Source organism: Laedolimicola intestinihominis (assembly GCF_040096155.1).
Lineage (GTDB): Bacteria > Bacillota > Clostridia > Lachnospirales > Lachnospiraceae > Laedolimicola > Laedolimicola intestinihominis.
Map to the genome: position 1 here is coordinate 46,179 of NZ_JBBMFE010000002.1, position 24,452 is coordinate 70,630.

Genomic DNA, 24,452 nt, shown 5'->3' on the forward strand with positions numbered 1-24,452 from the left:
TCTTATTCGTTCAGCATAACCGCTTTCACCGCATGCGCTTTATCCGTCAGGAATTCCATGATACCCTCCGGCGCCTTTTCCAGCGGGAAGGTATGGGTAATGAGCGGTTTTACATCTACGATTCCCGCCTTCACCAAATCCAGGCAATGGGGGAAGTAGAGCGCCGGAATCGCATTGGATCCCCGGATCTGCAGCTTGTTCAGATGCACAATGTTGGAATCAAAGGTCACCATGGCGCCGGGGCCGTAGCTGATACCCAGGAACGCCACAATGCCGCCCACGTTTGCCACCTTTACCGCTTCGGCTATGGTGACGGGCGGCGTGGTAACCAGCACCCGGTCTACGCCTCCCCGGGGGAACGGATAATCCGTCAGCTCCATCTCATCAGTGAGAATCACATCGGTGGCCCCGAATTGTTTTGCCAGCTCTATCTTCTTCTGGTTTGCCTTATGCTCTGCCACATAGATATTTCTTGCGCCGGAGGCCTTCGCCATCTGCAGGGCCATCAGGCCGATGGCTCCGCAGCCCATCAGCAATACGTCCTGTCCCAGATGGATATCCGCAGTCAGAATCAGGTCTGCCGCCACACCCATGGGCTCCAGGAAGCAGGCTTCCCGATCCTCCAGATCCGTAAAGGGCACGCAGAGAATCGCCGGGACAATGGTCTTCTCCGCAAAGCCCATTCCCGTATGCTCCATGGTCATATAGTTGGGGCCCTCGGTATCCAGATCGGGACGACCGTTCCGCGCGTAATCCGAAATAGGATCAAAGATAGAAGTCTCTACTACCACCCGGTCTCCCACCTTTACATTCTTTACGCCATGTCCGACCTTCTCTACCACACCGGCAAATTCATGTCCGAAGGGCTGCCATTCTTCTCCGGCATAGCTCGCCAGAATCTTATCGTGTCCGCAGAATCCGCAGGCCTTTACTCCCACAAGTACTTCTCCGGCCTCCGGCTCCCGCACCTCCACCTCGCGGATTTCAAATTGATTTTTTGCTTTCAGATACGCAGCTTTCATGTTTCCCTCTCCTTTATGTCTTTTCTATTTTGCCTATAAATTTCTTTCTTTTCGTTTTCTTTTTATCACTTTTGTACAATTATAACATGAATTCCTTTGTTCTGCAATTTTCTTTTTGTAAATAAGGATCAAAAAAAGGAACCATGCTATGCATGATTCCTTTTCGCAAGAGCGATAGACGGGGCTCGAACCCGCGGTCTCGACCTTGGCAAGGTCGCGCGTTACCAACTACGCCACTATCGCATTTATGTTTGCTTCTTACTGAAGCAGTAACAAAATGTATTATACGGGATGATGAGCGGTTTGTCAACCCATTTTGTGAATTTTTTTGTGTTTTTTCATTTTCCGAAACATTTCTGTTTTTCTATGCGTTTCTCATCTTTTTCATTCTCACAGAAATAATTTCGGTTCAGCAGGTTCCTGTCTTGCCGCGGCCTCCTGCTGCGCGCGGCGTTCCCGCATGGAGAACACGCAGCCGCAGTAATCCTGCCGGTAGAGGCCGTATTCCCTGGACAGCTCTGTGGAGCGCTTGTAACCGTTCCGTTTTTTGAAATCGCTGTAGAGATAGTCCACGCCATAATCCTTCGCCAGCTGACCGCCGATCTCATTGAGCTTCTCCGCGTTCTTTAAAGGGCTGATGGACAGCGTCGTGGTAAAGTAATCGTATTTTCCGGCGCGGGCCATCTCCGCAGTCTCCGTAAGACGCAGACGATAGCACTTAAAGCAGCGCGCCCCTCCCTCGGGAACCTGCTCCAGGCCCTTTGCCATCTCATAGAAGCGCTCCGGCTCGTAAGGCCCGTCCAGGAAGGAGATGGGATGCTCTGCGGGAAGCTGGGCAATCAGGCGCTTCTGCTCCTCCACACGCTTTCCGAATTCCTCCGGCGGATAGATATTCGGATTGTAATAAAAGACGGTGATTTCAAAATACCGGGACAGGTATTCCAGCACGTAGCTGCTGCAGGGCGCGCAGCAGCTGTGGAGCAGAAGACGGGGCACCCGGCCCTGACGCTGCAATACTTCGATTACTTTATCCAGTTCTTTTTGATAATTTATTTTATTCATCGTTCCTGCTTCCTCTTACTTCTCGCCCAGATACTCTTCCAGGCAGATTCCCTGCTCCATGATTTCCCTGGCAGCCTCTTTCCCCACATAGCGGTAATGCCAGGGTTCGAAGATGATCCCCGTTTCCCCGGTCTTATCCGTGGGATAGCGCAGGATAAAGCCGTAGCGCCAGCAGTTTTCCTTGAGCCATTTAGCCTCCGGCGTCTCTGCCTGCTTATCGTCCAGAAGCTGATAATCCTTTGCCACAATATCTGCCGCCAGTCCCAGGTTATGCTCGCTGGTTCCGGGGTAGGCCACGACGGTTCCCGCCTGACGATAGGCATCCTCATAGCTTAAGCCCTCGGCCTGCAGGCGGCTCACCTTATTGTTATAAAGATCTGTCTGCTTCTCCATGGTCCGATAAGCGGAGCAGATCCAGAAGTCCAGGCCCTCTTTCCGGCCATCGGCCAGCATCTGCTGCAGCTCTCCCACCGCCCGGCTGTCAAAATAGTAATTATTCTCGATTTCAGACACCCGGGGACGATAGCCCTCCGCCATGGGGTGCGTGGCGTTGACCAGGGTCAGCTTCCAGTCCCCGGCGCTTTCTTTCCCGTCCGGGTTATCGATTGTCCCACTGTCATGCTCAGCCGTCTGCGTCCTGTCATTTTCGGATTCTTCTGCCGCCGATTCCGCCCCGGCTCTCGCCAGCAGCCCCGTCTCCTTCGCAAATACAAGCTTCCCGCAAAGCAATCCCAACACAAAGGCCATCAACCAGATGGCTGCAAGGATCCGATAAAACTGCCTCTGCCGGCGGCGACGGCGGGATTCGGAACGCCCCGGTCTCTCATATCCATGCTCACGCTGCATGTTCCTCACCTCTTGAAGCTCAGTATAGGTGAGGAATGTATCCGGCTTGTATCATTTTAAAATTCTTTCAGCATTTCTCCAGCAGTACCTCTATGACGCCGCCGCAGACCATGCCCTCTTCCTCCGCGTCGCAGGCTGTCATGCTCACAGAAATCAGCTCCTGCCGCTTTTCCTTATCCTGCATAAGCCACCGGGCTTTTTCCTTCACGCCCGCTTCCACGCAGCCGCCGCCGATGGTTCCGGATACGGTGCCGTCCTCCAGCACCAGCATTTTGGTACCGACGCTTCTTGGCGCCGATCCCCGGCGGGCTACGATGGTACACAGTACCTTCGCCTGTGTGTCCGTCCCGTCCCCGAGAAGCTCCAGCTGTTCCTCCGAGAAGCTGCTGTTCTTCTTTTCTCCGTTTTTGGCGGAAATGATTTCTCCCAGTATCGAGACCGCGATTTCCTCCGGCGTCTCCGCGTGAATGCTCAGTCCGATGGGCGCGTGAAGCTCCTCCACCTGTCCTGCGGGAAAGCCCTGCTCCAACAGCTTCTTTTTCACAAGCGCCGACCGGCCCCTGCTGCCCATCATACCCAGATAGGCATAGCTCTTCCCCAGAATCTTTTCCAGGCAGATGAGATCGTAGCGGTGTCCCCGGGTCATGACGACAAAGAAGGTGTCCCCGTCCCCGGGAACCTCTGCAAGCCCTGTCTCAAACGTATCGCAGATCACCCTCCGGGCGCCGGCCCGTCTGGCTCCGTCCGCAAAGTACGGTCGATCCTCCAGAACCGTCACGTCGAAGCCCAGCAGCAGTGCCATACGAAGCAGCGCCACGCCCACATGGCCCGCGCCGCAGATCACCAGCTTCTTCGCTTCTCCCAGACAGTCGCAGAATACCGTCTCCCCTGCCAGCTCCTGCTGCCCTTCGGCCCGGATTGCCCCGGCCTCTTCCCGGTGTTCTGTGAAGAAGCCCTGTCCGGTTCTCTCCCAGAGAAGCCCGTCTCCGGCAAAAAAGGCTTTTTCCCCCGCATGGGGTCCCTTTAAGACGGTCAGAATCCGTTTTTCCTTTTTATCCTGATATTCCTGTAAGATGGTATATAAATGACGCAAGTTTTCCACAATCCTTCTTTCTTTATGCGCGGATATCCACATCTGCGAGTTCCTTTTCCCCACATTCCACCAGGCGTACCCTTTCCGGATACCGCTTTATCACCTGACGGCCTCCGGTATCGCCGGTCAGCTCCAGAAGCTCCGGGAAATAGCTTCGGTCCCAGAGAACCGGATTGCCCCGCCGCTCCCCGTGTCCGGCGCAGACGATAGCCCCGGGATAAGAAAAGCCCTCCTCCAGAAGTCTTTCCATGGTCGCCGGTTCCAGATAGGGCTGGTCGCAGACCATACACAATACGCCCCGCAGATCCGGATTCTGCCGAAGACATTCCGTAAGTCCAAGCTGCAGGGAATGGCTGATGCCCCGCTCCGGCTCCCGGTTTATCACAGCCCTTACGCCGCGCTCCCCGGCCGCCCCGGCTATTTCCGGAAACCGGGTCACAATCACACGGGTGCAGTCCGAAAAAGCGCCCAGCTTATCCAAAGTTACTTCATACAGGGGACGCCCGTCCACCTGCTCCTCCAGAAGCTTATTTCCGCCGTACCGGCTGGACAGCCCCGCTGCCAGCGCCACGATACCGTACTGCCGCCCTACCAGCGTCCGGACGGCCTCCGCGCAGCCTCGTCCTATCTTATGGGATTTATCGGAAATGAGGTGAACCAGGCTTTCGTCCTTTCTCGGATCCACGTCCCCGATTTTCATGCCCTTCTTTACCGGCACGCCTGCCTGCAGCATACCCCGGATCACGCCGTCGATCTGCGCGTACACCGGCTCGCCGCCCGTATAGGCCAGGACGCTGCCCTTCTCTACGATATCGCCGATGGCTGCCACCGGCTCCATCCGGCCGTCTCCGGAAGCCTTGATCAGGCGCTCCATGGCGTAGCCGCCCACCATGCCCGGCACGCCCGTATTGGGAATGGCGCTGCCCCGGTAAATGGGGCGGCCTAAGGCTTCCCCACGCATGGTTTCAATGACCGCGTGGCAGTCTGTCCCTGCCGAAAAGCCGGGCCCCAGAGCCAGCACCAGCGGCGCGTCCGTAAGCGTTGTTCCGATATTGTTCTTCGCCATGATGGCGTCGATGACCACCTCCGGCTGCCAGATCTTTCGCACCCGGGCTTCTGGATCCACCAGCACGCTGATGACGCCCTGTTCCGAAAGGGCTATGGCTTCCTCCGCCGATCCGGCCAGCACGCCGGTCACGCCCTCTACCTCCGCCCGTCCCTCGTAGACCGCCCGGGAATAGGCCACCTGGCGGCGTACCGTCAGCGGTACGGCAATTTCTGTCATGATAATCCGGTGTCCCTCCCGGAAAAGCTCCCAGGCCACGCCGGTAGCCAGATCCCCGGCTCCCTTGATTACGATCTTCATCCTGTCTCTCCTGCTCTCTGAAGCTTCCAGGGCGGCATCAGATCCGCCGCCATGAGAATCCTCGTTTCCGGGCTCGCAAGCGCTTTCGCGGCTTCCAGCGCCGCTGCCTCCCGCTCCCGGGTATCCGCCTTGTTAAATAACACCGCGTAGTCCATACCGGGTCTTACGCCCTTTCTCCCTCCTGCCGGACTGGCCGCCAGCTTCGCCAGATCTGTCGCCGTCAGGACGTCCTTCTCTTCTTTTCCGAGAATGGCGCAGACCTCTTCCACACGGCAGCAGACCTCTTTGATAGGCTGCCCCACTCCGTCCAGTCCATACACACAGAGCACAAGCCCGGTCTCCGGCAAAATTACCGGTTCGCCCTCTCTGGGCGCTTTGACCGGCTTCTCTCTGGCTCCGTCTGCCTCCAGCAAAAGCCAGATCCCCTCCGTCAGAAGCTCCCGGTAAAACCATTCCGGCAGCGCTTTACATTTCCAGTCGGAAACAGGCTCTCCCATCCAGAGAGTGCCTGTATTCTTTAACATCTCCCGGGCCGCCTGCAGATCCGGACGGTCCAGAAATCCGGTATTCTTTTCATATTGGATATGGGTGGTGGTGCCTGCGGCCGCCAGGATTCCCAGTTTTTCACATTCCAACTGGAAGCGGCGCAGGCAGGTGGTTTTTCCGCCTGCGCCCACGATGGAAATGACCCGGTTCTTTTCCGGCTTCTTTTCCGGTTTCCCGCCAAAAGCAACGCTGCTTTCGATCAGCCCCAGGGCAGCCAGCAGCGACTCCCGCTCCACCCATTTTCCGTCTATCCATTCTTTTAACATATCTTATCCGAATCAGTCTGTCCCCAGTGCAATCTTCTCGCTGGTAATCGGCAGGTTCCGGTGCCATACGCCCGTCGCGTTATAGATGGCATGGGCCAGGGCCGGAGCCGGAGTATTGATCACAATCTCGCCGATGGATTTCACGCCAAAGGGACCGGTAGGCTCGTAGCTCGGCTTAAATTCCACCCGGAAATGTCCCATATCCTGGCGGGTCGGGATCTTGTACTGCATCAGGGAACTATTGATAAGCTTACCCTTCTCCGTGTACTGGATATTCTCGTAGAGAGTCATTCCGATTCCCTGACCTAAGCCTCCCTCCACCTGAACTGTCGCCAGGTTCGGGTTCACAACCGTACCGCAGTCTACCACCGCCGCATAGTCCAGGATCTCCACATGGCCCGTCTCCTTATCCAGCTCGATTTCCACCGCGCCTGCCATATAGGGAGGCGGCGATACCGGGGAGCTGTGGCTTTCTGTCACCTGTAACGCGATTTCGTTGCAGACCTGGGCCTTGTAGCCGATCTCCTCGCTGGTAACGGATTTTCCGGTTTTCACATCGGTGGCTTTTCTGCCGTCGAACTCCACGTCCTCCGGGTCGCATTCCAGCATGCCTGCCGCTACCTGGCAGATCCGTTTTTCCAGCTCTGTGGCCGCCTTGACCACGGCCTGACCGGTAATATAGGTGGTACTGGAGGCGTAGGATCCGGAATCATAGGGAGAGCTGTCTGTGTCCGCGCCGGAGACGAAGATCTCGTCGGTGGTCACATGCAGACATTCCGCCGCCATCTGGGCCAGAATGGTATCGCAGCCGGTTCCCATATCCGCCGCCGCGATGGCCAGCTTATAGGTACCGTCCTCGTTGAGCATGATCGTCGCGGATCCCACGTCCACGTTGGAGATACAGGAGCCCTGCATGGCCATGCCCACGCCTACGGCGCGTACCTTGCCATTTCCCATATCCCGGGCAGGGTATTTTTCCTTCCAGCCAATCATTTCGCAGGCCCGGACCAGACACTCGTCCAGACGGCAGCTCTCTGCCACCTCGCCGAAATAAGCCGGCATAAGCATCTTTTCCCGTACCACATTTTTCAGACGGAGCTCCACCGGATCCATGTGAAGAACCGTCGCCAGCTCATTTACGATGGATTCCAGGGCAAAGATTCCCTGGGTGGCTCCATACCCCCGGTACGCGCCTGTGGCAAGCTGATTCGTGTAGACTACGTCAAATACATGACGGAAGGCCTCCAGGTTGGCTGTATACAAGGGAATCGCCTTGTGTCCCGTCAGTCCCGCCGTAGTGGGGCCGTGGTCGCCGTAAGCGCCTGTATTGGACAGGTTGTAAAGATCGATGGCCCGGATCGTTCCGTCCCGGTCTGCGCCGATGCTGACCCGGACGTCCATCTCATGACGGGGAGAGCCGGCAATCTGGCTTTCTTTTCTGGTATAGATGAGCTTGGAGGGCTTCTTTGTCATCCAGGTGACAAAGGCCGGATAAATCTCCGACACCACCGTCTGCTTGGCGCCGAAGCCGCCGCCTATCCGGGGCTTCATAGCCCGCACCTTTGCCCTGGGAATCCCGAGGGCCGTGGACACAATTCGTCTTACATGGAATACGATCTGGGTCGAGCTTACGACCACCAGTCTTCCGTAGGTATCGATATAGCAATAGGTCCGGAAGGTCTCCATCATGGCCTGGTTGACCGCCGGGACATGGTAGGTGCGGGTAAGCTTTACCTCACAGTCCTCAAGGACCGCCTCCACATCTCCGTCGCCGTCCTCCATATGGGCGCAGAGATTCCGCCTGTTGTCGGCTCCCACCGGGAACCGGGATTCCCAGTTGTCCTCCGGATGCACCAGGATTTCATTGTCGATGGCCTCATGGTAATCCAGCAGCGCCGGAAGCACCTGATATTTCACCCGGATCACCCGCAGGGCTTTATCCACACATTCTTCATTCTCGCCTGCTACAATCGCTACCGGATCGCCCACAAAGCGCACATGCTGATCCAGAATCAGATGGTCGTAGGGGCTCCACTCCGGATAGGTCTGTCCCGCTGTGGCAAACCGGTTCTTCGGCACGTCCTTCCAGGTATACACTGCCTCGATACCCGGAATCTTCAGGGCCGCCGCATAGTTTACGTCCTCCACGATGGCATTGGCGTGGGGGCTGCGAAGAAGCTTTACCACCAGACATTCCTTCGGGGCGAGGTCATCTACATAGACCGGCTGTCCCGTCACCAGCGCTATGGCGTCCTTCTTGCGTTCCCGTTTTCCTACTTCCCGCATGCGGCACCTCCGTTCTTCTTATACTCGATAAAGGCGTGCATTCCCCGCAGCTGTCCCTCATAGCCGGAGCAGCGGCACAGATTGCCTGCCAGATACTGCTTGATTTCCTCGTCGGTGGGCTCCGGATTCTCCCGGAACAGGGCGATAGCGTTCATAATCATGCCCGGATTGCAGAAGCCGCACTGCTCCGCGCCCTGATCGGCGATAAAGGAGCCGAATTCCTCTGCCTCCTTCTGCAGTCCCTCCAGGGTCTCCACCCGGCGTCCCTCTGCCCGCGCCGCAAGCATGGCGCAGGAAAGCACCGGAGTACCGTCCAGAAATACGGTACAGAGTCCGCAGTTGGTGGTCTCACAGCCGCATTTTACACTGTAGCAGCCATGCTTCCGGACAAAGGTAAAGAGTGTCATATCCGCGGCAATCTCATCTGTTATCTTTTTTCCGTTTAAGGTCATCGTTACGATCATGTCAGCCTCACTCCTTTCCCTGAATCTCTGCGAAGGCACGTCCTAGCAGTACGCCCGCCAGATGACGGCGGAAAGCCTCGGAGGCGCGCATATTGCTCTGGAACGGGGTTTCCTCTGCCAGACGCTCTGCCGTCTCCTTGTCCATGCGCTCGATCTCATACAGCTTCGCGATACCCGGTCTTGCGCCGATCACGGCCTTCTTTACGCCGCCGCAGTCGGATACGGCCACGGTCAGCACCGGAAAATCGGTTCGTGTGTTCCGGTGGGACAGATAGACAAAATGACCCGGACATTTCTTTACGATGACCCGCACCAGAATGTCATTGTCACGCTTCATTTTTACAAATTCTGACATTTGGACAACGCCGCCCTTATAGAGCTCCACGTAGGAATCCAGGGCCAGAAACGCCGTCATCACATCGGAGAAGCCGAAGCGTCCGAAGATACTGCCGCCTACCGTAGCCAGATTCCGGAACTGGGTGCCCACGATATCACAGACCGCGTCATGCAGCAGTCCCTCGCACAGGGCGTTCAGTCCCTCATGCAGCTCGATCTGACGTAAGGTCGCCATACAGCCGATGGAAAATGCTTCCTCCGTCTCCTCGATCTGATCAAGCCCCAGGCCTGACAGATCGATGGCCTTCTGCACGTTCCGGTTGCCCAGGCGGAGCCACAGCATACCGCCCAGGATCTTGTTGGTGCGCTTCTGGTTCAGCTCCCAGGCCTCCTCCAGACTTTCCACCTTTACCAATTCTCTTATTTTTATCATGCTATTCCTCCTTTGGGAGAACAATATTCAGGATAATCGCTACCAGGGCAGCCGGTACGATACCGGATCCGCCGAAGATGAGCTGTACGCTCTGGGGCAGTCCTGCCAGCACGCCGCTGTTGGCGCCCAGACCATAGCCCAGACCCAGTGCTACAGATACAATCGTCGTGTTGCGGACGGTCATTTTCTCCTTGGTAATCAGGCCGATACCGCTGACAACGATGGAGGAGAACATCATAACTGCCGCGCCGCCCAGAACGCTCTGGGGCATAATGGAAATCAGTGCGGACAGCTTGGGGAACAGGCCGCAGAGAATCAGGAACACGGCTCCGGTCGCCAGGGCAAACCGGTTTACCACCTTGGTCATGGTGACCAGACCTACGTTCTGGCTGAAGGAGGTGTTCGGAAGCACGCCGAACAGGGAAGCCAGAGAGGATCCCACGCCGTCGCAGACTACGCCGCCGGACAGCTCGGAATCGGTCGCCTCCCGAGCCATACCGCCCTCAATGACGCCGGAGATATCTCCTACGGTCTCCACCGCGGTTACCACGAACATAATCAGCACCGGAACAATGGCTCTGGGATCGAAGACCAGCTTCACCGGCATCAGGGCCGGAACCGCGAACCATTTTGCCTGGGCTACCTTGTCCCAGTTCAGAACCCAGGCCTTGGTATACTCCACGCCCTCCGCGGTTACTCCGGTGGTGGGCAGAACCAGCGCCATGATCGCCGCCACAATATAACCTACAATAATTCCAATCAGAATAGAAGAAACACTGGTCATTCCCTTGGTGCCATGCTTCAGCGCAATGATGACCACCAGCACCAGGGTTCCCAGAAGCAGGTTTTCCATGGAGCCGTAATCCTTCGCGGAGCTTCCGCCGCCGAAGGATCCCACGCCTACGGAAATCAGGGACAGTCCGATGGAAAGTACCACGGTACCGGTCACAACTGCCGGGAAGAAGCGGCGCAGGGGCTTCAGCATAAAGCCCAGAACCGTCTCAAAAAGGCCGCCAATCAGGGAAGCTCCCAGAATCGCGCCGTACGCCAGGATACCGCCGCCCATAACGCCTGCCACGCTATTGAATACGCCGATAAAGCCGGAGCTGGTACCCATGATAATCGGCACCTTTCCGCCCACCGGACCGATGGCGTACAGCTGAATCAGGGTTACAATTCCCGCCACCAGCATGGCGTTCTGCAGAAGCGCTACCTGCACCTCCGCAAATTCCGTACCGGAGCCGATTCCACAGGCTCCTGTGATAATCAGAATCGGGGTCAGATTTCCCACGAACATGGCCAGCACGTGCTGGAGTCCTAAAGGAAATGCCTTACGAAAGGGCATTTTGCCGTAAAAATCGTAGGCTGCTTTCTTATTCTCTACTTCATTCATAAATGTTTCTCCTCTTGTAGCAATTCACCGGGACTTTTGTAAATCCCATTTTTTTACAATTTCAAAGTATACATACCTTCCCATCGGATCTTACCCGCCAGCAGCTCCTGCTGCAGCAGCTCCTTATCCTCCGGCAATGCCTTCCAGGCCATACCACAGCCTGCCGTAATCTCCCGGGGAATGGGAATCAGCCGCCCCGGAAGTCCCTTCCCTTCGCAGTATCGCTCCATTTTCATGGCCTCTGTAGTCGTACCGAAGGAAATGATCAGTGTGTCCTTTTTTTGCCGCATGGCTATTCCTCCGCAAGCTCCCGGACGGCCTCGATGGCTCTGTCCACTTCCGCTTCCGTGTTAAAATACGAAAAGCTGAACCGGACGGCCCCCTGCTCCCGGGTTCCCAGCGCCTCATGCATGAGCGGCGCGCAGTGGGCTCCTCCCCGGACGGCGATCCCGTAATCCTCATAGAGCCAGTCCGCCACCCGTGCAGAATCGTAATCCCGGATATTCAGGGACTGGATTCCCGTCCGACGGTCCAGATCCGGATTTCCGTAGAGGGTTACGCCCTCCACCTCCTTCACGCCGTCCACAAACCGCCGAAGAAGCACCTGCTCCCGGGCGCGAATCTGCTCCACGCCGATCTCCAGAAGCCAACGGGCCGCCGCGCCCAGGCCTGCGATTCCATGGCCGTTCAGGGTGCCCGCCTCCAGCGCCGCCGGCATCTCTGACGGATGCTCCCGGTCGAAGCTGTGAATTCCGCTTCCGCCCACCTTCAGCGGCCGGATCGAAAGGCCGGGACGGACGCAGACGCCTCCGGTTCCCTGGGGGCCGTAAAGTCCCTTGTGGCCGGTGAAGCACAGGACATCGATCCCCATACGTTCCATATCCATGGGGACTGCGCCCGCCGTCTGCGCAGCGTCTACGATAAGCAAAAGACTGTGCTTTTTTGCGAAGGCTGCCGCCTGCTCCAGATCGGTGATGTTGCCGGTCAGGTTGGAGGCGTGGGTGATGATCAGGGCTTTTGTGTTCGGACGGAGCAGGGATTCCAACTCATCGTAAGCCAGGATGCCTGCCTGCCGTTCTTCCCCGGCTTCCGCCTTTACAGGAAGCACCGACAGCTCCACGCCCTGCAGCCGGTACAGGGGCCGCAGCACGGAATTGTGCTCGCAGACGGTGGTAATCACATGATCCCCCAGCCCGAACAGGCCGCCAAGCACCAGGTTCAGGCTCTCGGTGGCATTGGCCGTAAAGACCACCTGCTCCGGAGCCGCCGCGCCCAGAAGCTCTGCCAGGCTTTCTCTGGCTCGGTAGATGATCCGTCCCGCGTAAAGGGACGCGTCATGGACGCCCCTTCCGGAATTTCCCATGGAAGCCATGGCTTCCAGAAGGGCCTCCCTTACACACTCGGGCTTTTGCAGGGTGGTCGCCCCGTTATCCAGATAAATCATGGCTTAACGATTTTCGCCGCGCCCGCCATGGTCTCGGCGATGACATACATATTGGTGACCTCGCCCACCTTTAAGCTGTCTGTCAGCCCGTAATGGTTCAGGCAGGTGCCGCAGGTGAGAATCTGTACGCCCTGGGCCTCCAGGGACTTCAAATCCTCCAGGGACGCGGACCCCTCGCAGGTGAGGGCGGCGCCTCCATTGTAAAAGAGCAGGGTCTTCGGCAGGGTATCCAGCTGTGTCAGCGCATAGATATACCCCTTCATCAGAAGCCGTCCAAGCTCCGGATCTCCCTCGCCCATGGTGGCGGAGGCTATCACGACCACCGTATTCTCCCTGGCGTCGGGAATACATGCTTCCGGAGCCGCTGCTACTTCCGGAGCCTTGGCAGTCTCTCCCCCGCCAATCTCCATGGTTACCTGATACTGTCTGTCCGAAAGCTTTTTGGAGCTGACCCTGTAGCCCTTCTGATTGGCCATCTTGGTCAGGTTCTGGACTGCAATCTCATTGTCTACCAGCGTCTCCACCACGCCGCTTCCGCCCAGCTCCTTAATGGCATTTTTGGTCTTTACTACGGGAATCGGGCAGGCGTCGCCCAGTGCGTTTACCTGAATCATGTTTCTTTCCCTCCTGTTCCTTTCTTATTTTTATGAAAATTTCTTTCTATAAAAATAACTTCCTTCTTTATAAATAATTACCTATGAGTCTCCTTCGACTACCAGAATCTCCGGCTCCGTGCGCTTCACAATCTCGCCCACGATCTCCGCCGGAAGTCCCGCCGCGCGAAGCTCATTTCTCAGATCCTCTGCCTCGTCCGCGCCTACCGCCATCAGCAGTCCGCCGGAGGTCTGCGGATCAAACAGCAGCTCCTCCATGGCAAATGCGATGTTTTTGAATTTTACATATTTTTCCACATGGTTTCGGTTCTTCTGTCCGGCCGCCGTCAGCAGAAATTCCTCTGCATGATGCAGCGCTTCCTCAATGCGCGGCACCTTCTCCGCCTGTATCCGACAGGACAGCTTTCCGTCCATCATCTCATGGAGATGGCCCAGAAAACCAAAGCCCGTCACATCGGTACAGGCGTGAATGTGGTATCTTCTTCCTATCTCAGAGGCTATTTTATTCAGGGTGGTCATGGATTCGATGGCTTCCGCCATGGCCTGTTCCGAGGCCTCTCTCACCCGGTTCGCCGTGCAGACGATCCCCACGCCCAGCTTTTTGGTAAAAATCAGTCTGTCTCCGGGACGTCCGCCATTGTTGGACCAGATTCGATCCGGGTGTACCAGGCCCATGACCGACAGGCCGTACTTGACATCGGCGTCATGAATAGAATGACCTCCCGCCAGGATGCCTCCGGCCTCCAGCACCTTTTCCGATCCGCCCCGCATGATTTCTCCCAGGATATTCAGATCCGAAGACTCCGGAAAGCAGACGATATTCAGCGCGGTTTTCACGTCGCCACCCATGGCGTAGATATCGCTTAAGGCGTTGGCTGCCGCTATTTTCCCGAAAGTATAGGGGTCGTCCACCATCGGTGGAAAAAAATCCAGGGTCTGAACCACCGCTGTGTCGTCGCTGATGCGGTAAACCGCCGCGTCGTCCCTGCTGTCGTAGCCCACCAGAAGATCCGGATTCTCCGGCCCCCTGGGCAGCTTTTCCAGGACATGGCTTAAAACGCCGGCTCCCAGCTTTGCTGTACAGCCGCCGCCCTTACAGAATACGATTTTTTCACTCATAGTTTTTCTTCTAATCCAATCTTTATTCCACTTCACTCTGATCGCGGAATTTCACATTTCCGGTCGCTGCGTCCATGCTCTCTACGATGGCCAGGGACTCCAGCTGATAGCCAAGGTTCCGGATCATCCGTCCGCCGGACTGGAAGCCCTTTTCTACGGCGATTCCGATACCTTCCACGGTGCCGCCTGCCTGTGCCACGATGGAAATCAGGCCTTGGAGCGCGCAGCCATTTGCCAGGAAATCGTCGATAATCAGTACGTGATCCTCCGGCCCTAAGAAACGCTTGGATACGATGACCTGATTTTTGTTCTTGTGGGTGAAGGACTCTACCTCTGCCACGTAGACGTCTCCGTCAATGTTGATGCTCTGGCTTTTTTTGGCAAATACCACCGGCACGTCGAAATAGCTGGCTACCACACAGGCAATGCCGATACCGGAGGCTTCAATGGTCATGATTTTATTGATATTCTTGTCCGCGAAGCGTCGCTTAAACTCTTCGCCCATCTGCTTGAACAGGTTGATGTCCATCTGGTGATTCAGGAAGCTGTCCACCTTAAGGACATTTCCCTCTTTTACAATGCCGTCTTTTAAGATTCTTTCCTCCAGGAAATTCATACTTACTCTCCTTTTTGTCGTTTCTTTCTACTAATGTTATCTTTAAAAATAGCATAGATATCGACATTTTTCAAGGAAGTTTGCGCTATAGGGCAAAATAAATGGAAAGACTTAAGGCGCCGAGGCGGAGATAGTAATGTACTTCTCCCTTGTCGCCCTCGCGGTAAACAACCTGCGCCGTCCGGGAACCGTCCGGATTCCTATCGCTGATGCCCCATTCTTCGCTTACCAGCCTTCTGGCTTCTTCTTCGGTATAGCCCTTCTTTTCGTAAAGGTGTACCTGATTGTCGTAGGCAGTCCTATCTCCATCGGAAAGTATGGCGTCTGCCAGCTCCCAGTTCTGCGTGACACGCTCTGTTGTCAGGCCCAGATAGGAGCCGAATTTCTGAGCCCGCTCTGCCACGTCCGAATCGGCCGTCGCCGTATCCGAATCCGTCGCCGCCATGTCCGAATCCGTCGCCGCCGCGCCGGAACGGATTCCATTTCCATAATCCTCACTCCACTCCTGAATGCCCAGCTCCAGAAGCTTACCGGTCTCGTCATCCAGGGCAGCTTTCAGAATCCATCTGTCCCACTCCGTGTCGATTTGGAAATTCAGCATCCAGATAATCATGGATTTTTCCCCGCTGGGGTCGATATAGAAAATCGGATCCGCACTCTGCTCTGCGTCCTGTTCTGTCATTTTGGCTGTGCGGAAGGTTTCGTCCAATACGCCCATTTCGCATAAGGTGGCAAGCTCTTCCTCCGCTTTCGCAAGGCTTCCAGCCACGTCGTAATTTTTTCCTTTTTCCAATACCGTGGTGCTCGCGTCGGCGCTCAGAAACAGCTCCGCCTTTTCTACCATGCTAAGCTCTGTCTGGGACGTAATCCGCACCTCCGGCGCTTCCTCCGTCTCCACCACAGACAGACGCCTGTCGTCCTGCCATTTTCGGAAAGCCAGGGGAACGCCAAAGCCCACTGACGCCGCCAGAAGCAATGCTCCCACGGTCAGAAGCCAGCTTTTGCGGGATCTGCAGTTTTTTCTTCTCATGCTTTCTCCTCCCCGGCCTGTTCCGGCAGCCATACCCTTACCAGCGTTCCTTTTCCTTCCTCGCTCTGAAAATCCAGTCTGCCCCCATGACGCTTTACGATTTCCGCACAGATGGACAGTCCCAGACCTGCTCCGCCCTGCTTCCGGGAGCGGGATTTATCCACCATATAAAAGGCTTCTGTGATCCGGCTAAGCTCTGCCTCCGGCATGCCCTTTCCCTTGTCGCACACATAAAAGGCATAGCCTCCCTGCTCCGGACGCCCCAGCAGCGTCAGCCTCTTTTCCCGACCGCTGCCCTCCATGGCCTTCCGGCCATTGTCCAGAAGATTCATCAGCACCGTTTTCATCAGATCCGGCTCCAGCTCCACCTGCCTGTCCTCTACCGACACCCAAAGACGGATCTCCTGCTTTTCCAGGGCAGGCTCCAGGATCCCCCGGATTTCCTCCGCCAGCCACTCGGTGGACACGCGTCTTTTCACAAGCTCCTGATGGCGGAGCACCATCAGATCCAGAAGCTTAAAGGACAGGGCCTCCAGCCGCTTTCCTTCTTTAAAAATATAATTGGCCGCGTCCATCCGTTCCTCTTCCGTCATCTCCCGGCTCCGCAGCATATCCGCGTAGCCAATCATCGAGGTCAGCGGAGTCTTCAGTTCATGGGCAAAGCTTCCGATAAAATCCTCCTGCCGTCTGGCCGTATCCTGAAGCTCCGTAAACTGCTGCTCCAGATGGTCTGCCATCCGGTTGAAATCCCGGGTCAGTCTTCCCACCTCGTCCTCGGATTCCACCCGGGCCCGCACCTCCATGTCGCCGCCCGCAATCCGTCTGGCGGCCCGGGAGAGACGGCGCAGGGGCTTCAGAAGCCATACGGTCATCAGATAGCACACCGGAAGCTCTAAAAGCAAAACCACCAGCATCCACCGGCGGTAAATCCGGTACTGTTCCGTCCGGTCGTTAAAAAGGGCTGTCACGTCCCGATCGCTTTCCAGATAGAGCGTCCGCTTCTCTCCCAGCTGAATGCTGCTCATGGTGGCCAACTCGTATGTGCCGTTTTCCTCGCGAAGCTCCCGGGCGCGGGTTTCCCCGGATGCGGCCTTGATGAGCTTTTGGATGTCTTTTTCCTTCTCCTGATCGTAGGGGATTTGTTTTTCCATGTAGAGAGGCTGGCCATCCCCGTCATAGATGCGGAAGGTCAGGCCGCTGTCCGTCATTCCCTGGGACATGGCCTCCGCTGTTTTCTGAATTTCTTTATCTGTAAAATTCTGCCATTCCTGTACCGTGGTATTCCAGTAGGCCACGAAGGAATAGGCCAGCATCCTGTTTTCCTCCGCCGCGTTCCGGGTCTCCCGCTGCCAGGACGACGAAAACAGGGTGCCTAAAAGTGCATAGCCGCCCAGTCCCATCACCAGCATGCTGATGACCAGCATGGAAATACTGATTTTCCAGGAAAATTTCATCCGTTATCCTCTTTTCATTTTTATACTCTGCGTTCTGCCTCCGAACAGTCTATATTCTGAACCAGTTGCCGCAGATAGCTTGATTCCCCGTACTGATTACGGGCAATAGCGGTATCCTACTCTGTACACGGTCTGAATCTGCTCCTCCAGGCCCGCTTTTTTCCGCATCCGCTGCACATGCAGATCCACCGTCCGGCTGTCGCCCATGTATTCGCCGCCCCAGATGCGCTCGTAGATGGTCTCCCGGTAAAGGGCGATATTTTTATTGCGCACAAAGAGCAGGAGAAGGTCAAATTCCTTTTTCGTAAGGCTGATAGTCTCGCCCTTCTTTGTGACCGTCCGGGAGGCCGTATCGATAACCAGGTTGCCCTCAGTCAGCACCTGTTCCGTCTTGTGATAGCGCCGCAGCACCGATTCCACCCGGGCCAGAAGCTCGATGATTTCAAAGGGCTTGGTCAGGTAATCGTCCGCCCCCATGCGAAGTCCCTTCACCCGATCCGCCACGCTCGCTTTCGCCGTCAGAAAAATCACCGGAATCTCCAGGGGCGCGATATAATCCATGATCTCGTAGCCGTCTGCCCCGGGCAGCATAATATCCAGAAGTACCAGGTCGTAGGGCTTTTTATCCAGCATATCCACCGCCGCCAGCCCATCGTAGGCGCAGTCGCAGGCGTAACCGGCCCTGGTCAGGTTGACCTTTATCAGATTGGAAATGGAGTGTTCGTCCTCCACCACTAAGATTTGCAGCATTTTACTCTCTCCTTCTATATGATAGAGTGTATCATATCTGCATCATATTTGCATCATGGTTGAACTTTGATCAACCATGATGTAAATGGTTCTTTCTTGTTTCAGTCACACCCTTCTTTATTTTTCCATAAACTAACTATATAGTATCAGGAGGCTTGCCTATGAATCCGCTGCTTACGCTGGAGCATGTCGGCTTCGCCTACCATCAGGCGGAGGGCGAAACTCCGGCTCTTTCCGATATTTCTTTTACCCTGGAAGCCGGCCATTTTCTGGCTATTGTGGGGCCAAGCGGCTGTGGAAAATCCACGCTGCTTTCCCTGATCTCCGGCCTCCTTCTGCCGGAGGAGGGCCGTATCCTGCTCCACGGCCTGCCGGTCCGGGAAGCCCGGGCCAACATCGGCTATATGCTTCAGAGAGACCATCTTTTTGAGTGGCGCACCGTCTACACCAATGTGCTGCTGGGCCTGGAAATTCAGCATCAAAAGACGCCCGAAAAGCTTCAAAAAGTCGATCACATGCTGGACTCCTACGGCCTGTCCGGTTTTCGGAACGCCCGCCCCTCCCAGCTCTCCGGCGGTATGCGGCAAAGGGCAGCGCTGATCCGTACCCTGGCGCTGGAGCCGGATCTGCTGCTTCTGGATGAACCCTTTTCGGCGCTGGATTATCAGACCCGGCTGACGGTCTGCGACGATATCTATGAGATTATTAAAAAGGAGGAGAAGACGGCGGTTCTTGTGACCCACGATCTATCGGAGGCCATCAGTATGGCCGACGAGGTGCTGGTGCTCTCCGCGCGGCCCGGGCGCATCCGGAAACGGGTGCCTGTCGAGTTTGATTTGGCTAACCGCACGCCCATGCGTTCCCGCAGCGCGCCGGAATTCAAGGATTATTTCAACACCATCTGGAAGGAGCTGAACGACCATGCCTGATCTTGCAAATTGCTCCCTGGCCCAGCAAAATTTTCTGAAAAAACAGACCCGGCTCCGGAACCGGGTGCGGCTGGCAAGGCTTCTCATTTTCCTTGGTTTTCTGGTTTTGTGGGAGGCCAGCACGAGGATGCACCTCATCGACGCCTTTATTTTCAGCAGTCCCACCCGGGTGGTCCGCACTTTTCTCTCCATGGGACGGGACGGCTCCATATTTCTCCATGTGGGCGTGACTCTTCTGGAGACGCTGGTGAGCTTTCTGCTGGTCTTTCTCTTAAGTCTTCTGACCGCCGTGCTGCTCTGGCTGTCGCCGGGGCTGTCCCGCACTCTGGAGCCTTATCTGGTGGTCTTAAACAGTCTGCCCAAATCCGCCCTGGCCCCGCTTCTCATCGTCTGGCTGGGCGCCAATATACGGACCATCATTGTGGCCGGAATCTCCGTGGCAGTCTTTGGCAGTATTCTGACGCTGTATACCGGATTTCAACAGATTTCCGCAGAGAAAATCAAGCTCATCTACACACTGGGCGGAGATCGGGGCGACGTGCTCTGGAAGGTGGTGCTGCCCGGCTCCGTGCCCATTTTTCTGAATACTATGAAGGTCAATATCGGGCTCTGCCTAGTGGGCGTCATCATCGGGGAATTTATCGGGAGCCGCCGGGGGCTTGGGTATCTGATTATCTATGGCAGCCAGGTGTTTCAGCTGGATCTGGTGCTGATGTCTATCGTCATCCTGTGCGGGCTGGCCATGGGGCTGTATCAGGGGTTGAATGTGGCGGAGCGGAGGTTGACACGACGGTAACAACGAGATAAAATACGCTTCGCGAATTTTACTCGTTGCTCACGTAAAAACAGGAGATGCATTTTCGCACCTCCTGCTACATATTTCCTGTTTTTCTATCCGTATATTTCCGCGATCTGCGGTTCGTCCTTTACGCGTTCTCCGATTTTCCCGCCAGATAATTGATAAACTGCTGGGCAGTTCTTCCGGATATACCGCCGTGGCTCAGCTCCCACTTATTGGCCTCGGCGCAAAGCTCTGCGTCGGTCAGGGTAATCTCCGGGTAGCGCTTCGCAAGCTCCGTGACGATCTGGAAGTATTCCTTCTGAGTTGGCTTGGAGAAATTGATGGTCACGCCGAAACGGGCCACCAGGGACAGCTTCTCCTGCATGGTGTCGGAACGGTGCATCCCCTCGTCCTGCTCCATGTCGCTTCTGTCTCCCCAGGTCTCCCGGATCAGATGACGGCGGTTGGAGGTGGCGTAGATCAGCACATTATCCGGCTTGGTCTCCATACCGCCCTCGATAACTGCCTTCAGGAACTTATACTCGATCTCAAATTCCTCAAAGGACAGATCGTCCATGTAAATGATGAAACGATAGTTCCGGTTTTTGATCTGGGCAATGACCGAAGATAAATCCTGAAACTGGTGCTTGTAAATCTCAATCATTCGCAGACCCTGATCGTAATACTCGTTCAGAATCGCCTTGATACTGGTAGATTTTCCGGTGCCGGCATCGCCGAAAAGCAGCACGTTGTTGGCCGGAAGTCCTTTCACAAAGGCCTCCGTATTGTCCACCAGCTTCTTCTTCTGAATTTCATAGCCTACCAGATCCTTCAAAAGCACCTGCTCTGTATTGTTGACCGGCAAGAATTCCACCCTGCTTCCGTCCTCCCGGATCCGGAAGGCCTTATTCAGGCCGAACATACCCACGCCGTAGGCTTTGTAAAAATCTGTAATTATTTTGAAGATTTCATTTTCATCTTCTGCCTGCTCAATCTGACGGCTCACCGCCTGTACCTTTTCACTGACGTTTTTATTGTACATCCGCTCCTTTTTGCCGATGGCCTTATAGTGGCAGACGGTGCTGAAGCAGTCGATCTCCAGATCCCGCTCAATGGAGCTGAAATCGTAATCAAAGAGGTGTTTAAACACCTTAAAATCCGCCTTTGCGAAATGGTTGACGGTACCGTCATTGGCTCCCACCTTTTCGCTGGTCATACTGAAGGAATTCTCATTGGTCAGGAGAATAAAGGTCAGATAATTGTGCCACAGGTTCTCGTCAAAGCCGTACATGGTAGACAGATCCAGAAGCGCCTTCATCTGCTCATAAATCCTCGTGGTCAGCTCCGCGGCGCTGCACTGATCCTTTTCATAATCCTCAAAAATCCCGGCCAGCTTCCGGAGGATGCTGTTCTCTCCCAGATCCCGGTATAAAATTAATTTCGCGACTTCTTTGTACATAATTTTGCTCCTCATTCTTTTCTGTTGCATATTATGATGTCGGGGTCAAAAGCCCCCGACTTTGATTCCTACGGATTGTTCCGTGCTACGCACTTCCACAATCCTACCCAATATTCGCATATCGTGGGATTATCATCCCACTTTTATGCTCATATCGGGGCGGGTCCTAAGGTCTTTCACCCACCTATGAGCAAGCTCATGTGGGTTTAGACCTTTTGACCCTGGCATCACGTCATCTTTTCATCTGCTCCGCCCCGGGCGCCACCCCTCTGGTACAGAGTGTCATTATGCTGTATTATAACGCAGGGAACGATGTCTGTACAGTTGATTTTATCTATTCCAGCCTGCATTTTCCTTTGGTTTTTATCTGTCCTGTTCCTTTTTGGCTCCTTTCGGCTCGCTTGACAGTTCCATGGATTCCTTTTATAATTGGGCTAACATATGAATTTTCCGGGAGGTATCATTTTATGAAACAATGCATGGATTCAGATAATCTGCACCGCAGATTAAAAAAGATCATCGGCCAGGTTCAGGCCATTGACCGCATGATCGACGAGGATATCCCCTGTGAAGACATTCTCTCCCAGATCAATGCCGCCAAGTCGGCCCTGCACAAGGCCGGTCAGGTGGTTCTGGAAGGCCACATCCAGCACTGCGTCCGGGACGGCATCCAGCATGGGGACGCTGATAAGACCATCGAGAGCTTCACCAAGGCGGTGGAACGGTTCGCGAATATGAAATAGAAACAGAAAACGAATGAAAAAACGCGGTTTAGATCTTTCTCTTCTAAATGACGTGGTAGATACCTTGCGTCAGGGCAAACAACTGGATGAAAAATATCGTGATCACGGGTTTAAGTGGAAATTTTCAGGGATTCCGTGAATGTCATATTAAGCCAGATTGGCTTTTGGTCTATCTGATAGAAAATGATATTCTGACACTGACATTAGTCGATACCGGCTCACATGCTGATATTTTTAAAATGTAATTTTATATAAAAAGGAATGAAAATGCGAATGTTCTTCATTTTCATTCCTTTTTTATTTCTACGCTATCGCTGTCTCTGCTGCTTCCGTTCCTTTCCTCTCCTTCTCTGTCACCACCCGATCATACCGCCACACGGACAGTACCATTCCCACTGACAGCGCGGTGATGGTGATGCTGCTCCAGCCTTCGGCCAGGAAGGGGAGGTTGGAGAAATGACTGAACTGAAAGCCCATACTTTCGATCAGATAAATCAGGGTCTCCAGGGTCAGGAGGAGGCTGCCGGAGAGGGCTATGGTGCGGCCCAGGCAGTTACGGATGCGGAGGGTCAGGAAAATCAGGGTAGCCGGAAGGCTGATACTGAGTAGCATCAGCGCCGCAGCCGGGATTCTTCCATAATGAAACACCCACCAGGCGGCTCGATAATTGTTTTGGTATTTATCCGGGAGAATATCTTCCAAGGTTGGATTTTTCAGAAACTGACTCCTGTATTCCTGATAGACCGAGAAGCTGGAAAATGCGCTGTCCGCCCCGGAGGTCTCGCCGGAGCGCTGATCCTTCCAGTGTCCGGTCCCATTTTCCCCATAATACCATTCGCCGGTGCCGTAGCTTCGAAGCTCCTCTTCGCTAAGCGGAATCTCTCCGAAATTCTCTGCACGACCCAGAAGCTCCCGGATCAGCACGTTGTTGTAGCTGTCGTCCCAGGCCGTGGAGTTGGCCGCGTAGGCCTCCGGATAGATACAGCGGTTCCAGAGCTCCCGCGCCTGGCTTCCCGGCGCGGCCCAGAAGGTCAGGAGCACCGCAAAGCCAAGGATTGCCGCCGCGATAGCCTTTCCGGCAGACCCGCCAAACCAGCCTTTGACCGCCATGTAAAGTTCGATACCCAGACAGGTCAGAAGCAGGCACAGCACTGGAATCCAGGAACCGCCGGGCCGGAAGCCCCGGGAGAGACGAAGTGCCGCCAGATACACAGCCTGCGCCATGGTCAGGAGCATGATGGCCTGACAGCCTCCCGCCCGTCTTCGATACAGACAGACCGCCGACACCGGCACACCAAGCCCCAGAATCAGCGTCTGAAAGCCGGAGCTGTACAGTCGGTAAAGCGTCATATTATCCGAGCCGCAGCTTGCAAGCAGTCTCTGACCAAAGCCGCCCACTACCAGCACGCCGCAGAAAATCCCAATAATCTTTACCACCATGCCCGCGTGCTTCAACAAAAAAGGATACCCCTGATATATCACCAACAGAAGGAGTCCAAGTCCCCAGATATAATAGTTTCCATCCGAAAGGCTGTAAGCCAGATCCGACAGACTGCTCCATCCTCCCTCGAACATCACCAGTTCAGCCAATCCGATCACCAGCAAGAGTCCAATGATTCCAAGCACCGGCCAGGGCGTCCGAACCTGATGCTGCCGATTTAACTCCATGCCGATGACGTCTGGCTCGCCCATATCCCGGATGGCCCGGCCAAGGGCCTCTTCCTCACTCAGCCCATAACTCCGGTAATCCTCCGCCTTGTCCTCGATATGTCCCCGCAGCTCGTCGTTGATCTTCTCGTGGCAGAGCTTACAGGCGATCTGCTCATCCACCGTCTCCAAAAATAAATCAATCTTATCCCGCAAAGCTCACGCCTCCCTTCAGCACATTCCGAATGGCTTGCTCGTACTCCTGCCATTCCCGCTGCTTGGACTTCAATAACTTTCCGCCGCTCTTCGTCAGGCGGTAATACTTCCGCTTCCGGCCATTTTCGGCGCACTGCTCATAGCTCTCCACAGCACCCTGCTCCTCCAGGCTGTGAAGAATCGGGTAGAGCGTCCCCTCCTTCAGAGAAAATACCCGCTCGCTGCGCTCCTCCAGAAGCCGAATCATCTGGTAGCCGTACAGATCCCCCTCCTCCAGAAGCTTCAGTACCAGCATCGACGTGCTGACCGCCATCATTTTCTTGTCCATGGGAAATGTCTCCTTCTCTATACTTCAAATATAATACCTAGATTTTCTATGCTTCCATATTACCTAGAAATTCTAGGTATGTCAACTATAAATTCTGTTCTTATGCAAAATTCTTTCCGAATCACATTCTACAAAAAAAAGGATCCTGCCACAGGATCCTTTTTTGATGCCATTCTGTATTCTGTTTTCACAGCGTCTTCACTATCTCC

Annotated in this window: 24 protein-coding genes, 1 tRNA gene and 1 pseudogene; 4 read left to right on the forward strand and 22 right to left on the reverse strand. The window is 55.1% G+C overall.

Features of this window, described 5'->3' with window-relative positions:
• Nucleotides 1–2: 2 nt before the first annotated feature.
• The 19 genes from WMO29_RS02555 to WMO29_RS02645 all read right to left on the reverse strand — a co-directional run bounded on the left by WMO29_RS02555 (nucleotide 3) and on the right by WMO29_RS02645 (nucleotide 18,140).
• The gene (locus WMO29_RS02555) at nucleotides 3–1,022 is read right to left on the reverse strand and encodes a zinc-dependent alcohol dehydrogenase (RefSeq protein ID WP_349163625.1); all 1,020 of its coding nucleotides are present in this window, start codon (nucleotides 1,020–1,022) and stop codon (nucleotides 3–5) included.
• 170 nt (nucleotides 1,023–1,192) lie between these two features.
• A tRNA-Gly gene (locus WMO29_RS02560) sits at nucleotides 1,193–1,265 on the reverse strand.
• Between the two features lie 147 nt (nucleotides 1,266–1,412).
• Nucleotides 1,413–2,084, reverse strand: coding sequence for an epoxyqueuosine reductase QueH (locus tag WMO29_RS02565; RefSeq protein WP_349163626.1), 672 nt, complete (start codon nucleotides 2,082–2,084; stop codon nucleotides 1,413–1,415).
• A gap of 15 nt (nucleotides 2,085–2,099) precedes the next feature.
• Complete coding sequence (locus WMO29_RS02570; RefSeq protein WP_349163627.1) at nucleotides 2,100–2,930, reverse strand: M15 family metallopeptidase; 831 nt, start codon at nucleotides 2,928–2,930, stop codon at nucleotides 2,100–2,102.
• 67 nt (nucleotides 2,931–2,997) lie between these two features.
• Entirely contained in the window at nucleotides 2,998–4,032 is a 1,035-nt protein-coding gene (locus WMO29_RS02575) for an XdhC family protein (protein WP_435391107.1), read from the reverse strand.
• A 13-nt stretch (nucleotides 4,033–4,045) separates the two neighbouring features.
• Nucleotides 4,046–5,389: a selenium-dependent molybdenum cofactor biosynthesis protein YqeB gene (yqeB, locus tag WMO29_RS02580; RefSeq protein ID WP_349163630.1), complete on the reverse strand. Its 1,344-nt coding sequence runs from the start codon at nucleotides 5,387–5,389 to the stop codon at nucleotides 4,046–4,048.
• Complete coding sequence (gene yqeC, locus WMO29_RS02585) at nucleotides 5,386–6,201, reverse strand: selenium cofactor biosynthesis protein YqeC (RefSeq protein WP_349163631.1); 816 nt, start codon at nucleotides 6,199–6,201, stop codon at nucleotides 5,386–5,388. The genes yqeB and yqeC overlap by 4 nt, the downstream gene beginning before the upstream one ends.
• A 12-nt stretch (nucleotides 6,202–6,213) precedes the next feature.
• Nucleotides 6,214–8,487, reverse strand: a complete 2,274-nt coding sequence (locus WMO29_RS02590; RefSeq protein WP_349163632.1) for a xanthine dehydrogenase family protein molybdopterin-binding subunit — start codon at nucleotides 8,485–8,487, stop codon at nucleotides 6,214–6,216.
• Nucleotides 8,475–8,951, reverse strand: coding sequence for a (2Fe-2S)-binding protein (locus WMO29_RS02595; RefSeq protein WP_349163633.1), 477 nt, complete (start codon nucleotides 8,949–8,951; stop codon nucleotides 8,475–8,477). The genes WMO29_RS02590 and WMO29_RS02595 overlap by 13 nt, the downstream gene beginning before the upstream one ends.
• A gap of 7 nt (nucleotides 8,952–8,958) precedes the next feature.
• On the reverse strand, nucleotides 8,959–9,720 hold the full coding sequence (locus WMO29_RS02600; RefSeq protein ID WP_349163635.1) for an FAD binding domain-containing protein: 762 nt from the start codon (nucleotides 9,718–9,720) through the stop codon (nucleotides 8,959–8,961).
• A 1-nt stretch (nucleotide 9,721) separates the two neighbouring features.
• On the reverse strand, nucleotides 9,722–11,113 hold the full coding sequence (locus WMO29_RS02605) for a uracil-xanthine permease family protein (RefSeq protein ID WP_349163636.1): 1,392 nt from the start codon (nucleotides 11,111–11,113) through the stop codon (nucleotides 9,722–9,724).
• 53 nt (nucleotides 11,114–11,166) lie between these two features.
• Nucleotides 11,167–11,403, reverse strand: coding sequence for a putative Se/S carrier protein (locus WMO29_RS02610; protein ID WP_349163637.1), 237 nt, complete (start codon nucleotides 11,401–11,403; stop codon nucleotides 11,167–11,169).
• Nucleotides 11,404–11,405: 2 nt separating this feature from the next.
• Complete coding sequence (locus WMO29_RS02615; protein ID WP_349163638.1) at nucleotides 11,406–12,557, reverse strand: aminotransferase class V-fold PLP-dependent enzyme; 1,152 nt, start codon at nucleotides 12,555–12,557, stop codon at nucleotides 11,406–11,408.
• Nucleotides 12,554–13,171 carry a sulfurtransferase-like selenium metabolism protein YedF gene (yedF, locus tag WMO29_RS02620; RefSeq protein ID WP_349163639.1) on the reverse strand — a complete coding sequence of 206 codons (618 nt, stop codon included), beginning with the start codon at nucleotides 13,169–13,171 and terminating at the stop codon, nucleotides 12,554–12,556. Before yedF ends, WMO29_RS02615 begins: the two co-directional genes overlap by 4 nt.
• Nucleotides 13,172–13,252: 81 nt before the next feature.
• A complete protein-coding gene (gene selD / locus WMO29_RS02625) occupies nucleotides 13,253–14,290 on the reverse strand; it encodes a selenide, water dikinase SelD (RefSeq protein WP_349163641.1) in 1,038 nt (345 codons plus the stop codon).
• Nucleotides 14,291–14,312: 22 nt separating this feature from the next.
• Nucleotides 14,313–14,906 (reverse strand): xanthine phosphoribosyltransferase, encoded by a 594-nt coding sequence (locus WMO29_RS02630; RefSeq protein WP_158363329.1) that lies wholly within the window; start codon nucleotides 14,904–14,906, stop codon nucleotides 14,313–14,315.
• A gap of 85 nt (nucleotides 14,907–14,991) precedes the next feature.
• Nucleotides 14,992–15,936, reverse strand: a complete 945-nt coding sequence (locus WMO29_RS02635) for a hypothetical protein (protein ID WP_349163643.1) — start codon at nucleotides 15,934–15,936, stop codon at nucleotides 14,992–14,994.
• On the reverse strand, nucleotides 15,933–17,390 hold the full coding sequence (locus WMO29_RS02640) for a sensor histidine kinase (RefSeq protein ID WP_349163644.1): 1,458 nt from the start codon (nucleotides 17,388–17,390) through the stop codon (nucleotides 15,933–15,935). The genes WMO29_RS02635 and WMO29_RS02640 overlap by 4 nt, the downstream gene beginning before the upstream one ends.
• Nucleotides 17,391–17,486: 96 nt before the next feature.
• A complete protein-coding gene (locus tag WMO29_RS02645; protein WP_178038301.1) occupies nucleotides 17,487–18,140 on the reverse strand; it encodes a response regulator in 654 nt (217 codons plus the stop codon).
• A gap of 161 nt (nucleotides 18,141–18,301) precedes the next feature.
• Here WMO29_RS02645 and WMO29_RS02650 point away from each other — a divergent pair, with 161 nt between their 5' ends.
• On the forward strand, nucleotides 18,302–19,069 hold the full coding sequence (locus WMO29_RS02650; protein ID WP_349163645.1) for an ABC transporter ATP-binding protein: 768 nt from the start codon (nucleotides 18,302–18,304) through the stop codon (nucleotides 19,067–19,069).
• On the forward strand, nucleotides 19,062–19,865 hold the full coding sequence (locus tag WMO29_RS02655; protein ID WP_349163646.1) for an ABC transporter permease: 804 nt from the start codon (nucleotides 19,062–19,064) through the stop codon (nucleotides 19,863–19,865). Before WMO29_RS02650 ends, WMO29_RS02655 begins: the two co-directional genes overlap by 8 nt.
• Before the next feature lie 130 nt (nucleotides 19,866–19,995).
• Here the strand turns inward: WMO29_RS02655 and WMO29_RS02660 are convergent, their stop codons facing one another.
• Nucleotides 19,996–21,309, reverse strand: a complete 1,314-nt coding sequence (locus WMO29_RS02660) for an ATP-binding protein (RefSeq protein ID WP_349163647.1) — start codon at nucleotides 21,307–21,309, stop codon at nucleotides 19,996–19,998.
• A 467-nt stretch (nucleotides 21,310–21,776) separates the two neighbouring features.
• Here WMO29_RS02660 and WMO29_RS02665 point away from each other — a divergent pair, with 467 nt between their 5' ends.
• Nucleotides 21,777–22,052, forward strand: a complete 276-nt coding sequence (locus tag WMO29_RS02665; protein ID WP_349163648.1) for a metal-sensing transcriptional repressor — start codon at nucleotides 21,777–21,779, stop codon at nucleotides 22,050–22,052.
• A 13-nt stretch (nucleotides 22,053–22,065) separates the two neighbouring features.
• A pseudogene (locus WMO29_RS02670) lies at nucleotides 22,066–22,297 on the forward strand (type II toxin-antitoxin system YafQ family toxin).
• Nucleotides 22,298–22,355: 58 nt separating this feature from the next.
• Here WMO29_RS02670 and WMO29_RS02675 read toward each other — a convergent pair.
• Together WMO29_RS02675 and WMO29_RS02680 are read right to left on the reverse strand one after the other, a co-directional pair.
• Nucleotides 22,356–23,915 (reverse strand): permease prefix domain 1-containing protein, encoded by a 1,560-nt coding sequence (locus WMO29_RS02675; RefSeq protein ID WP_349163649.1) that lies wholly within the window; start codon nucleotides 23,913–23,915, stop codon nucleotides 22,356–22,358.
• Nucleotides 23,905–24,243, reverse strand: a complete 339-nt coding sequence (locus WMO29_RS02680) for a PadR family transcriptional regulator (protein WP_349163650.1) — start codon at nucleotides 24,241–24,243, stop codon at nucleotides 23,905–23,907. The genes WMO29_RS02675 and WMO29_RS02680 overlap by 11 nt, the downstream gene beginning before the upstream one ends.
• Nucleotides 24,244–24,452: the final 209 nt, after the last annotated feature.

What these genes read in the sequence shown, in the direction of transcription:
- WMO29_RS02600 (WP_349163635.1), bottom strand. Translation starts at nt 9,720, where the DNA reads ATGATAAAAATAAGAGAATTGGTAAAGGTGGAAAGTCTGGAGGAGGCC.
- yqeC (WP_349163631.1), bottom strand. Translation starts at nt 6,201, where the DNA reads ATGTTAAAAGAATGGATAGACGGAAAATGGGTGGAGCGGGAGTCGCTG.
- WMO29_RS02615 (WP_349163638.1), bottom strand. Translation starts at nt 12,557, where the DNA reads ATGATTTATCTGGATAACGGGGCGACCACCCTGCAAAAGCCCGAGTGT.
- WMO29_RS02635 (WP_349163643.1), bottom strand. Translation starts at nt 15,936, where the DNA reads ATGAGAAGAAAAAACTGCAGATCCCGCAAAAGCTGGCTTCTGACCGTG.
- WMO29_RS02630 (WP_158363329.1), bottom strand. Translation starts at nt 14,906, where the DNA reads ATGAATTTCCTGGAGGAAAGAATCTTAAAAGACGGCATTGTAAAAGAG.
- WMO29_RS02570 (WP_349163627.1), bottom strand. Translation starts at nt 2,930, where the DNA reads ATGCAGCGTGAGCATGGATATGAGAGACCGGGGCGTTCCGAATCCCGC.
- selD (WP_349163641.1), bottom strand. Translation starts at nt 14,290, where the DNA reads ATGAGTGAAAAAATCGTATTCTGTAAGGGCGGCGGCTGTACAGCAAAG.
- WMO29_RS02595 (WP_349163633.1), bottom strand. Translation starts at nt 8,951, where the DNA reads ATGATCGTAACGATGACCTTAAACGGAAAAAAGATAACAGATGAGATT.
- WMO29_RS02590 (WP_349163632.1), bottom strand. Translation starts at nt 8,487, where the DNA reads ATGCGGGAAGTAGGAAAACGGGAACGCAAGAAGGACGCCATAGCGCTG.
- WMO29_RS02640 (WP_349163644.1), bottom strand. Translation starts at nt 17,390, where the DNA reads ATGAAATTTTCCTGGAAAATCAGTATTTCCATGCTGGTCATCAGCATG.
- WMO29_RS02555 (WP_349163625.1), bottom strand. Translation starts at nt 1,022, where the DNA reads ATGAAAGCTGCGTATCTGAAAGCAAAAAATCAATTTGAAATCCGCGAG.
- WMO29_RS02565 (WP_349163626.1), bottom strand. Translation starts at nt 2,084, where the DNA reads ATGAATAAAATAAATTATCAAAAAGAACTGGATAAAGTAATCGAAGTA.
- WMO29_RS02655 (WP_349163646.1), top strand. Translation starts at nt 19,062, where the DNA reads ATGCCTGATCTTGCAAATTGCTCCCTGGCCCAGCAAAATTTTCTGAAA.
- WMO29_RS02665 (WP_349163648.1), top strand. Translation starts at nt 21,777, where the DNA reads ATGAAACAATGCATGGATTCAGATAATCTGCACCGCAGATTAAAAAAG.
- WMO29_RS02650 (WP_349163645.1), top strand. Translation starts at nt 18,302, where the DNA reads ATGAATCCGCTGCTTACGCTGGAGCATGTCGGCTTCGCCTACCATCAG.
- WMO29_RS02660 (WP_349163647.1), bottom strand. Translation starts at nt 21,309, where the DNA reads ATGTACAAAGAAGTCGCGAAATTAATTTTATACCGGGATCTGGGAGAG.
- yqeB (WP_349163630.1), bottom strand. Translation starts at nt 5,389, where the DNA reads ATGAAGATCGTAATCAAGGGAGCCGGGGATCTGGCTACCGGCGTGGCC.
- WMO29_RS02610 (WP_349163637.1), bottom strand. Translation starts at nt 11,403, where the DNA reads ATGCGGCAAAAAAAGGACACACTGATCATTTCCTTCGGTACGACTACA.
- WMO29_RS02680 (WP_349163650.1), bottom strand. Translation starts at nt 24,243, where the DNA reads ATGGACAAGAAAATGATGGCGGTCAGCACGTCGATGCTGGTACTGAAG.
- WMO29_RS02645 (WP_178038301.1), bottom strand. Translation starts at nt 18,140, where the DNA reads ATGCTGCAAATCTTAGTGGTGGAGGACGAACACTCCATTTCCAATCTG.
- WMO29_RS02605 (WP_349163636.1), bottom strand. Translation starts at nt 11,113, where the DNA reads ATGAATGAAGTAGAGAATAAGAAAGCAGCCTACGATTTTTACGGCAAA.
- yedF (WP_349163639.1), bottom strand. Translation starts at nt 13,171, where the DNA reads ATGATTCAGGTAAACGCACTGGGCGACGCCTGCCCGATTCCCGTAGTA.